The sequence below is a fragment of the Pseudomonas sp. BE134 genome, assembly GCF_031456105.1.
Taxonomy (GTDB): Bacteria; Pseudomonadota; Gammaproteobacteria; order Pseudomonadales; family Pseudomonadaceae; genus Aquipseudomonas.
The window spans coordinates 17440-26554 of record NZ_JAVDUA010000033.1 but is presented as its reverse complement, the minus strand read 5'-3'; the positions used below and the strand labels follow the sequence as shown (position 1 = coordinate 26554).

The window sequence follows — 9115 nt, the reverse complement described above, 5'->3', positions numbered from 1 at the left end:
ATTCTCCAATGATGACCGTCGATGCGGTGAGCTCATTTGAAGGGTGCGGTGTATCCCGCTTGTGTCGCATGACCCATGGTTTTGTATGCGAAGTTGGCTGTCGGCACCAGGGATACGTTGCGATACAAGTACCGTACGCCAGGACCGACTGTCCGAAGAAATGTCCGCCCTCCCCTGACAGCTAAAATTGACAGGGGGATCACTTCAACGCGTCCTTACAAGCGGGAGTATCACGATGAAAATCGTATCTTCGCTGGCGTTGGTGGTGGCGGTCGGGTGGCTCTCCGGGTGTTCGACGGTGCCTGACAACCAGATCACCAACGTTCCTCTGCACGCTACGCCCGTCAATGTCGGGAATATCGCCCGGCCCATCATGATGCCCAATGGCAATACGACCGAGTTCTGGTTTGCCGTCAGCGGTGAAACCATGGGCAGTGCATTACCCGGTCGTTTGATGGCTTACATCTACCCCGGCAACTGCGCCAGTCTGGGTGCAAAACCGGCCTATGACATGAACGACGGACCCAATGCGCGGTTCTATTCATCGACATCGCTGCAGTACTTCTGGAAAAGCGCGCCGGTGCCTGTCGAGACACTTCGAGCCGGCGGCTATGTCTTGGTGGTGCGGCAAAATCCGGCCGATGGTCACCAGAACATTTTCTGCGGCAATCTGAGCTGAAGCCTTTGGTTTTACCTGCGTTCCCGACTGCGGTGTGGGAACGCTTTTTTCAACGATCGCCACATGGAGGAAACAGCCAATTGTGACCACCCCAGAATTGATCGCGACCCTGGAACATTGATCGAACCGGACTTCGCACTGGGTGGCCTGGCCGTGGCTACCAAGCCGTTCGGGGGTTCAATGCCGGGACATCAGCCCATGCAGGACCCCGAACCTCAACCCCGCCTCCGATGGCGTCATCTGCGAGATCCCGAAGACCTTGAACGCCGCCAGCATCACCACCAGCCCACCCGGCAAGGTGCTCAAGCGATGGTTTTGCAGTCCGGCCAGTTTGAGCTGTTGGACATGCCCCACTTCCAGCAGGCGCAACGACAGGCGTAGCAGACCGCTGTAGGTAATACCGCTTTCGCCGTCGTCGTTCATCCCGTTGGCCTTGAGCACTTTGGCGAGCATCCGGGCCGTCCCCGAAGACCCGATGGCCTGCTGCCAACCCAAGGCACGGTAGCGCCGCGCCACTGTTTCAAATTGCTGCGTGGCCACACGCTCCGCCTCCAGCAGCGCCGGGGCGGTGATGCAGCCACCGGAAAAATAGCGCGCACCGAAAGTGCCGCTGCCAATCGCAATGCTTTCGGTCAGCAGCGGCTGAGCGCCCTGCCCCAGAATCAACTCGGTGGACCCACCACCGATGTCCACGACCAGTCGCATGCTTTGCGGGCTGGGGATCGCATGGGCCACACCGGCGTACACCAACTGCGCCTCTTCATGCCCGGAAATCACGTCGATCCGAAACCCGAGGTGGCGCTCGGCGCTGGCCAGAAACAGTTGCGCATTGTCAGCTTCGCGAACGGCACTGGTTGCCACCGCCCGCACCCGGCCGGCTTCAAAACCGCGTAATTTTTTGCCGAATCGCGAAAGCGCCTGCCATCCACGATCCAGCGCCATTTCATCCAGCGCACCGCCCTGAAAACCTTCCGACAGACGGACAGGTTCACGCAGGGTTTTCACCTCCTGAATCATCCATTTCTGGTTCCGCTTGACCGACTGTCCAATCATCATGCGAAACGCATTGGAGCCCAGGTCAATGGCTGCAAACAGGGAGGCGTCTCCTTTCATGGCGGGGATTCCTGGCAATTTCATCGGCTTGCGGAGGGAGTTCCGCTGGGCGTTCAAGATGGTTTGCGAGGATCCTGCCATGGGTTAGGTGACATCCAGATGACACCGCCGTTTTTTCTACGTGCTGAAGGCCAGTAGACGTCTCTGAGCAGCACTCCCGATTGACGGAAGCGCTGCTTTCAGGTGCGTCCTGGTCATTTGTCATCCGGTTTGGTTGACGATTGGGGCCGATGTTCAGCGCTTTCTTCGGCGTTGGGTGGTTCGGGATAACTGCCTGGCATGAACACGTGAGTCAGCAAATCCCTGGCATCGACGTCGACAACGCCCTGAACCGAACGTGTGATTGCGACCACTTGCTCACATTGCCGATGGGTGTTGACCCGACCACTCAACGCCACCGTGCCCGCATGGCTTTTAACGTGAATGTGCATGGCAAGGGTGGGCTCGGCCATGGCCAGGGCCGACTTCACCCGTGTCGTCAGCCATGTGTCGTGAGCGACCGCTTCCAGTTGATGTGAATACTGCTCGAAGGAACGAAGTTTCATGGTGTATCCCTCTTTCAGAACGAAGGAGCAAACACCCTAATTATAGTGCGCCCTAGCGTTTGACCGACAAATCCGTCTGCGTCATGCGACTACGCACGGTGAACACGCCGTCTCCCGAGAGAATCGCGCTGCGCGCGAACAATCGGCCGCTCTCCCAGTTCGAAAGTCCCAGCTCCGGCTTGTTCAGCGCGTACTGCCCGTCGACCCAGCGAGTGATGCCGTTGCCGACAAACGGGGCGTTGACCGCGTTGTAGAAACGCTCATGCGCAGCGTCATCCTCACTGATCAATGACACCGTGAACTGTGGGCTGTATCGATTGAACAAGGTAATAGCGCGGTCCAGATCGTCGACGATCATCAGGCTGACTTCCGGGGTTTCTTCCCACTCCCATTCGCGCCCCAATTGATCCTCTGGCAACGGTTCGGCCATTGCCTCGGTCCGGTAGCCTTCGGCGCGGTATACCTCGACGTTTGCACTTAACCATTGAGCCGGCAAATACGGCTCGCTGCCGTCGACAACGTGCAGCTTGCAGCCCTGGCCCCGGGCGCTGCCGGCCTGTTGCAACGCATCGAGAAACAGCGGCACCAGTTCAAAGGCGCGGTCGCGCTGGATCAGGCAAACGTTCAAGGTGTTGCAGACTTTGCGGTCCAGAGAATTGCGCACCACGGCGGCGAAGCGCGTTGCGTCGGCGCCCTTGTCGGCGATCAGCCAGGCGCCACCGGTACCGTGCAGGCTGACGGCGGTGCCGGCCTGTTGGGCGATGCTGCCCAATTGGCTGACCGCACGCCCCGAACCCCGGGCCACGGCCAGGGACAGACGCCGGTCGGCGAACATCGCCCAACCCGCCGCGTGATTGACGCTTTCGACCAGCGACACCGCGCCGACCGGCAACCCGGCGTCGCTCAGTGCCGGATTCAGTGCATGGGTGACGATGGCCTGGGCGGTGCCCAATGCATCGCTGCCGATGCGCAACACGGCGGTGTTGCCGGTGCGCAAGACGCCAGCCGCATCGGCGAACACATTCGGTCGGCCTTCAAAGACAAACGCGACGATGCCCAGCGGCGACACCACTTGTTCAACCTTCCAGCCATCGTGCTCGACGCAACTAAGCACCTTGCCCCGCGAAGCGGGTGCATCGCGCCAGGCCCGGAGGCCGGCGATCATGTCACCACGCATACGTTCATCGGCCAGCAAACGCGTCGTAGAGCGCCCACGAGCCTTGGCGCGTTCGATGTCGTTGAGGTTGGCGGCCGCGATCAAGTCCCAGCACGCCGGGGTTTCCAGGCGCTGGGCAAACAGGTCGAAAAAGGTGCTGATTGCTTGATCCGACACCGTCGACATCGCGCTGAATGCCGCTGCTGCACCCTCGATCGCAACGCTGGCCGCGTGCTGGTCAGCCACCGGAATCAACAACAATTCGCCGCTGACCTGCTCCACCAGCAGATGGTCTCCGGGCTGAAAGCGTGCGGCCAGCTCGGGGCTGACCACCGTGACACGATTACCGGCAAAAGGAATCGGCGTGCCAGCGACTAGACGTTCGAGCGCAAGAGACATGAAGCGGTTTCACCATGCAGGGGGCGGCCGGAAAATGTATAGGAAATTTCCCGGAGCGTCATTCACCACTCTTACATGCTGTTCACTTAAGCCAACGCGAACCTTGTAGCAGCTGGCGCAGCCTGCGTCCGGCTGCAGGCTGCGCCAGCTGCTACAAAATTGGGTCGCTCCTTAAATGAACAGCATTACTCTCCTACAGGGGGTGTGCGCAGGGCTTGTATCAGTGTGTGTACAGACCTGTTCCTGACACACCCGGCCCATAAATCCCGCCCGCAACGACACATCGCAGATACACCTGCTTGATGAACTACGCCAGTCGATTGGCCAAGCCGATCAAAGCGCTCAACTCACTCAAGCTACGGAGATCAGCCTATGAACACTTCGCTCTCATCGGCCGTGAAAGGCCTGCACCTGAACCTCGACCGTGCCGGTAGCTGGCTCGCGCCCCTGACCTTGCGGTTGTTCATCGCCTGGGAGTTTTTTGAGTCGGGCCTGGAGAAATGGAACGGCGACAACTGGTTTGCCGACATTCAGGACCGTTTTCCGTTTCCGTTCGACCAACTGCCGGCCACGCTGAACTGGGAACTGTCGATGTGGGCCGAGCTGATTGGCGCCCTCGCCATTCTGGTGGGCTTCGGCACGCGGGTATCGGCAATCAGTCTGATGGTGATCACTGTGGTCGCCACCGCTGCCGTTCACTGGCCGGCCGATTGGTCTACATTAAGTGAGCTTGCCCAGGGTTACGCCATCAGCAACAAGGGTCATGGCAACTTCAAACTGCCGCTGATCTACCTCGCCGCCCTGATGCCGTTGTTGCTCTCGGGTGCCGGCAAGCTGAGTCTCGATACGCTGCTGGCGCGATTTTTCTGGCGCCGTCACAATCGTTGAGATGCTACCGTGACAAGCTTCACTCTTCACCTCACTTGCGTAGACAGGAGCCACCATGAGCGTGACCACCCAATGGATCGACATCGACAGCGACGAAGGTACGTTCGGCGCTTACCTGGCCATTCCTCATACCCAACGCGGCCCGGGGATCGTACTGATCCAGGAGATTTTCGGTGTCAACGAGCACATCCGCTCGGTTGCCGAGCAATACGCCGCCGATGGGTATCTGGTGATTGTGCCGGACCTGTTCTGGCGCAGCGGCCACCGCATCGAACTGACCTATGACGAATCCGGCTGGAAACGCGCCGTCGAGTTGATGAACGCCACGGACATCACCAAGGCGCAAGCCGATATCAAACTGACCATCGACGCGCTCGATGACCAGCCAGGGCTCGATGGCGGCATCGCGTCCATCGGCTATTGCTTCGGCGGCCTGCTCTCGTACCTCACTGCCGCCAACGGGCTGGTGGAAGTGGCCATCGCCTACTACGGCGGCGGCATCCAGAATCACCTGGACCGCGCCGATGACATTGAAGTGCCTTTGCTGATGCACTTCGGTGAACAGGACAGCCACATTCCGCTGGAAGCCGTGGAGAAAATCGCCGAGCGTTTCGACACCAACGATAATGTAGAAATTGTCGTGTACCCAGAAGCCGAACATGGCTTCAACTGTTCGCACCGCGACAGCTACAACCAGCGCGCAGCGGCTGAGGCGCATGGCAATACGTTGATCTTTTTGGGTCAGGAGCTGTAAAAAACGCCCTTCCTGAAAAAGGCCCCTTCATCGATTGATGAAGGGGCCTTTTTTATTGGGCGCGTTTACCGGATCACAGCTCTTCCGCTTGCGCAGTAACAGCCAGGGTCGGCTGAGCATTGCGCTCATGAACATGGCGATGGGGCGTGCGGTCGATGTTCAGGCTCAGAATCTCCGGACGGCTATAGTGCCCACGGCCGTCCATTTGGCGCTTGCGGATCTCGATCTCGAACAAGTCGATGTCAGCGATGACCTCCCCTTCGCCTTCAGTCAGCGCGCCAATCACTTCGCCTTGTGGGTCGATGATCGCGGTGTAGCAACCGCCGGAAATCGGGCCGATCTCGCAACCGGTGTCGGCCATGATTTGCGCTTGCTGTTCCGGGTATAGCCAGGCAGTCGAGTTGACCACGAAGCACGCCGATTCCAGCGCATGCATGCGGATGCTGACTTCCATCTGACGGGTGAACCGCTCACCGGCGAACGAGCCGGGGTACATCGAGGCGTGAATCTGTTCGCCGTCTTCGATCAGGGCATACCGCGCCAGCGGGTTGTAATGTTCCCAGCACGCCAGTTGACCGATGCGCCCTACCGCGCTGTCGGTGGCGCGCAGGCCGGAGCCATCGCCCATGCCCCAGATCATGCGTTCGTGATACGTCGGCGAAATCTTGCGTCGCGCCTGAATCAGCGTGCCGTCGGCATCAAACAGCAGCTGCGTGTTGTACAGCGTGCTGCCATCGCGCTCGTTGACGCCGATGGACACCACCATGTTGGCTTCCCTGGCGGCATTGCCGATTTCATCGGTGGTCGCCGACGGCACCACCACGGCCTGATCCAGCAACTTGTAGTGCTCGGAACCCATTTTGAACGGCGCCTGCACAAAGGAGAAATACGGGTAGTACGGCACGATGGTTTCCGGGAAAACGGCGAACTGCACGCCCTGCACGCCGAGTTCACGAATCTTGTTAACGACCTTTTCTACTGTGCCTTCACGGCTGTAGAGCACGGGGGCAATTTGGACGGCAGCGGCTTTTACGATGGTCATGGTGGTGATCTCACTGAGGGATTGGGCTTCAACGAGATCAAGATTACGTCAATCATATTTTGTCTTGAATGACGAATACGCCACCTTTCAGGACATGCCAGACATCACACGCGATTAGCCCGCTGAATCACTTGCGGCGGTTGCCCGAACGCACGAATAAACGCCCGGCGCATACGCTCCCGGTCGCCAAACCCGGTTTCGGTCGCCACCACATCAACGGCATGTCGACCGGTTTCCATCATCAATCGCGCAGCTTCTACCCGCAGGTTTTCGATGGCTTTGGCCGGCGTTTGACCGGTTTCAGCGTGGAACACTCGACTGAATTGCCGGGGACTCAGATGGGCCGCATGGGCCAGCTCCTCCACAGATAACAGGGATTTCAGGTGTTGTTTGGCATAGGTCAATGCCGCCTGGATCCGGTCGGTCTTCGGTTCGAGTTCCAGCATCACCGAAAACTGCGACTGGCCACCCGCGCGGCGGTGATACACCACCAATTGCCGGGCCACCGTGCGCGCCACGTCGGCACCGAGGTCCTTTTCCACCAACGCCAGCGCGAGGTCGACACAGGCACTCATGCCGGCAGCGGTCCAGATATTGCCGTCGTTGATGAAGATGCGGTCCTCTTCGACCAGCACCTTTGGATACGCTCGCTGCAAGGCCGGCGCATGACACCAGTGAGTGGTCGCCCGCCGCCCCTCCAGCAAACCCGCCTCGGCCAGTGCAATCGCCCCGGTACAGATCGAACCCAGACGCCGGGTGGACGCGCCGGCGCTGCGCAAAAACGCCACCATGCCCGGCGATGTCGGCCGGACCAGGTTGTCACCCATCACCAGCAGCGTATCGAACACGCGCTGATCGAACGCGCTGGTTTCCACACCGAAACCGGCGGAAGTCTGCACCATGCCACCCTGCTCGGACAGCAGCGAAAGGCTGTACACGGGCTCGTCGGCGCTGTTGTTGGCCAACTCGAAAGTCGCGCACATGGAGAGGCCGAGCACCTGAAAGCCGGGGTGAACGATGAGTCCGATATTGAGCACGGTGGTTGTCCGCAAACGTGGCATGACGGGTTTCACGCCATTTGACCAAGACTCTACTCTGCTGTGAACTGCACCAGGCGATAAACCTGTGGGAGCGAGCCTGCTCGCGATGGCGGACTGACATTCAACAACGATGTCGACTGATCGACCGCTATCGCGAGCAGGCTCACTCCCACAAGGGTTGCGGCGTTACCCGGATGGCGCAATGGACTTCCCTTCGATCCAGCGTTTTAATCGCAGAGGACTTTCAAGCACAACAAGGGACCACCATGCTCGACATTTCCATGCAGGACAGCGCCGCACCGGATGGCGTGTGCTATGGCTGCGGCAGCCGCAACCCTCACGGGCTGCACGTCAAAAGCCACTGGCACGAAGATGGCGTTCACGTCGTTGCCGAGCATCTGCCCGACGCCAAATACTGCGGCTGGCCGGATCTGGTGTACGGCGGATTGATTGCGATGTTGGTCGATTGCCACTCCAACTGGACCGCCATGGCCTACCACTACCGGGCAGAAAACCGCGAACCGGGCTCCCTGCCGCGCATCGACTGCGTCACCGGCAACCTTGGGATCAAGTACATCAAGCCGACACCGATGGGCGTTGTGCTGACTTTGCGCGCCAAGGTTGAGGGCGAAGTCGGGCGCAAGACCCGGGTTATCTGCGAGGTCTACGCCGACGGCGTACTCACGGCCGTGGGGGACTCGGTTTTTGTTCGGGTCGATACCGGGCAACTGGCTGCCGCCGCGCATGGTCGCGAGGTGTAAGGGCTTTACAACTACTTCGCCTTCCCGTCCTTGGGTTTGTAGAACACGAACAAGCCGATACTCGCCGTTTTGATGTACTTCGTTGCCCAGACCGGTTTCACCGTCTTGTCATGGAAGTACATCGCGCCGCCTGTACGATCCGGTAGCTGCTTGTTCAGTGCCTTGCGCGCAATTTCCTTGGCCAACTCATATTGGGTTTCTTCCTGGACCGCATCCGCGCGCCCGTCGCACCACCAGGAGAACTGGCAGCTTTTGGTTTCGGAACCCTGCTTGACCACCGCGCACACGGTGTCGGGGAAACCTTCGTGGCCGAGACGGTTCATCACCACGCTGGCCACCGCTTCCATGTCGGCCGCGTTCTTGCCTTTGGCTTCCCAGTAAATGGAGCGGGCCATGCAGGTGATCGCATCGTCCAGCGGCGACTTGCCGGCCGGGTCGACGGCCTGGACTTCGGTCGCAGTAATAGTCTGGGACTTGGGCACCGGCACGTTGCTGCCCTTCTCGGCCGCCTTGTGTTCAAGCACCTGCGCCTTGTCTTCCGCCACCTCCTTATTTTGTTTTTTATCGTCCGCAATAGCTTGACCGGCGAGTAGTGAAACGGCGAGAACAGCGGCGATCCATTTGACGGGCATAGCGCAGACACTCTGGGAGACGTCGGCATAGTGTAGTAGCCAAATCATGTCAGCTATGGAGTCATAAACTGCAAAAAGCCATTGCCTTGTACGGGGGGAGTTCGCG

The 9115-nt window shown here is 59.6% G+C and carries 10 protein-coding genes; 4 read left to right on the top strand and 6 right to left on the bottom strand.

Annotation, left to right across the window (positions count from 1 at the left end; genetic code table 11):
- Positions 1–235: 235 nt before the first annotated feature.
- Entirely contained in the window at positions 236–679 is a 444-nt protein-coding gene (locus tag J2Y56_RS23855) for a hypothetical protein (RefSeq protein WP_310353047.1), read from the top strand.
- Positions 680–856: 177 nt separating this feature from the next.
- Here the strand turns inward: J2Y56_RS23855 and J2Y56_RS23850 are convergent, their stop codons facing one another.
- The 3 genes from J2Y56_RS23850 to J2Y56_RS23840 form a co-directional block, all read right to left on the bottom strand.
- Positions 857–1792 (bottom strand): Ppx/GppA family phosphatase, encoded by a 936-nt coding sequence (locus J2Y56_RS23850; protein ID WP_310336246.1) that lies wholly within the window; start codon positions 1790–1792, stop codon positions 857–859.
- 194 nt (positions 1793–1986) lie between these two features.
- Positions 1987–2337: a BON domain-containing protein gene (locus J2Y56_RS23845; RefSeq protein ID WP_007948337.1), complete on the bottom strand. Its 351-nt coding sequence runs from the start codon at positions 2335–2337 to the stop codon at positions 1987–1989.
- A gap of 52 nt (positions 2338–2389) precedes the next feature.
- Positions 2390–3892: an aldehyde dehydrogenase family protein gene (locus J2Y56_RS23840; RefSeq protein ID WP_310353044.1), complete on the bottom strand. Its 1503-nt coding sequence runs from the start codon at positions 3890–3892 to the stop codon at positions 2390–2392.
- 372 nt (positions 3893–4264) lie between these two features.
- On the opposite strand from J2Y56_RS23840, the gene J2Y56_RS23835 reads away from it, so the two are divergent.
- Together J2Y56_RS23835 and J2Y56_RS23830 are read left to right on the top strand one after the other, a co-directional pair.
- Positions 4265–4780, top strand: a complete 516-nt coding sequence (locus J2Y56_RS23835) for a DoxX family protein (protein WP_007948335.1) — start codon at positions 4265–4267, stop codon at positions 4778–4780.
- 55 nt (positions 4781–4835) lie between these two features.
- Positions 4836–5534, top strand: a complete 699-nt coding sequence (locus J2Y56_RS23830) for a dienelactone hydrolase family protein (protein ID WP_310353041.1) — start codon at positions 4836–4838, stop codon at positions 5532–5534.
- A gap of 73 nt (positions 5535–5607) precedes the next feature.
- On the opposite strand, the gene J2Y56_RS23825 is transcribed toward J2Y56_RS23830, so the two are convergent.
- Both J2Y56_RS23825 and J2Y56_RS23820 read right to left on the bottom strand, forming a co-directional pair.
- Positions 5608–6576: a nitrilase-related carbon-nitrogen hydrolase gene (locus J2Y56_RS23825; protein ID WP_310353038.1), complete on the bottom strand. Its 969-nt coding sequence runs from the start codon at positions 6574–6576 to the stop codon at positions 5608–5610.
- 104 nt (positions 6577–6680) lie between these two features.
- Entirely contained in the window at positions 6681–7637 is a 957-nt protein-coding gene (locus J2Y56_RS23820; RefSeq protein WP_405046882.1) for a GlxA family transcriptional regulator, read from the bottom strand.
- Between the two features lie 245 nt (positions 7638–7882).
- Between J2Y56_RS23820 and J2Y56_RS23815 the strand changes: the two genes are divergently transcribed.
- Positions 7883–8377, top strand: coding sequence for a PaaI family thioesterase (locus J2Y56_RS23815; RefSeq protein ID WP_150782695.1), 495 nt, complete (start codon positions 7883–7885; stop codon positions 8375–8377).
- 11 nt (positions 8378–8388) lie between these two features.
- On the opposite strand, the gene J2Y56_RS23810 is transcribed toward J2Y56_RS23815, so the two are convergent.
- Positions 8389–9009, bottom strand: coding sequence for a cell wall hydrolase (locus J2Y56_RS23810; RefSeq protein ID WP_310353037.1), 621 nt, complete (start codon positions 9007–9009; stop codon positions 8389–8391).
- Between the last annotated feature and the right edge of the window lie 106 nt (positions 9010–9115).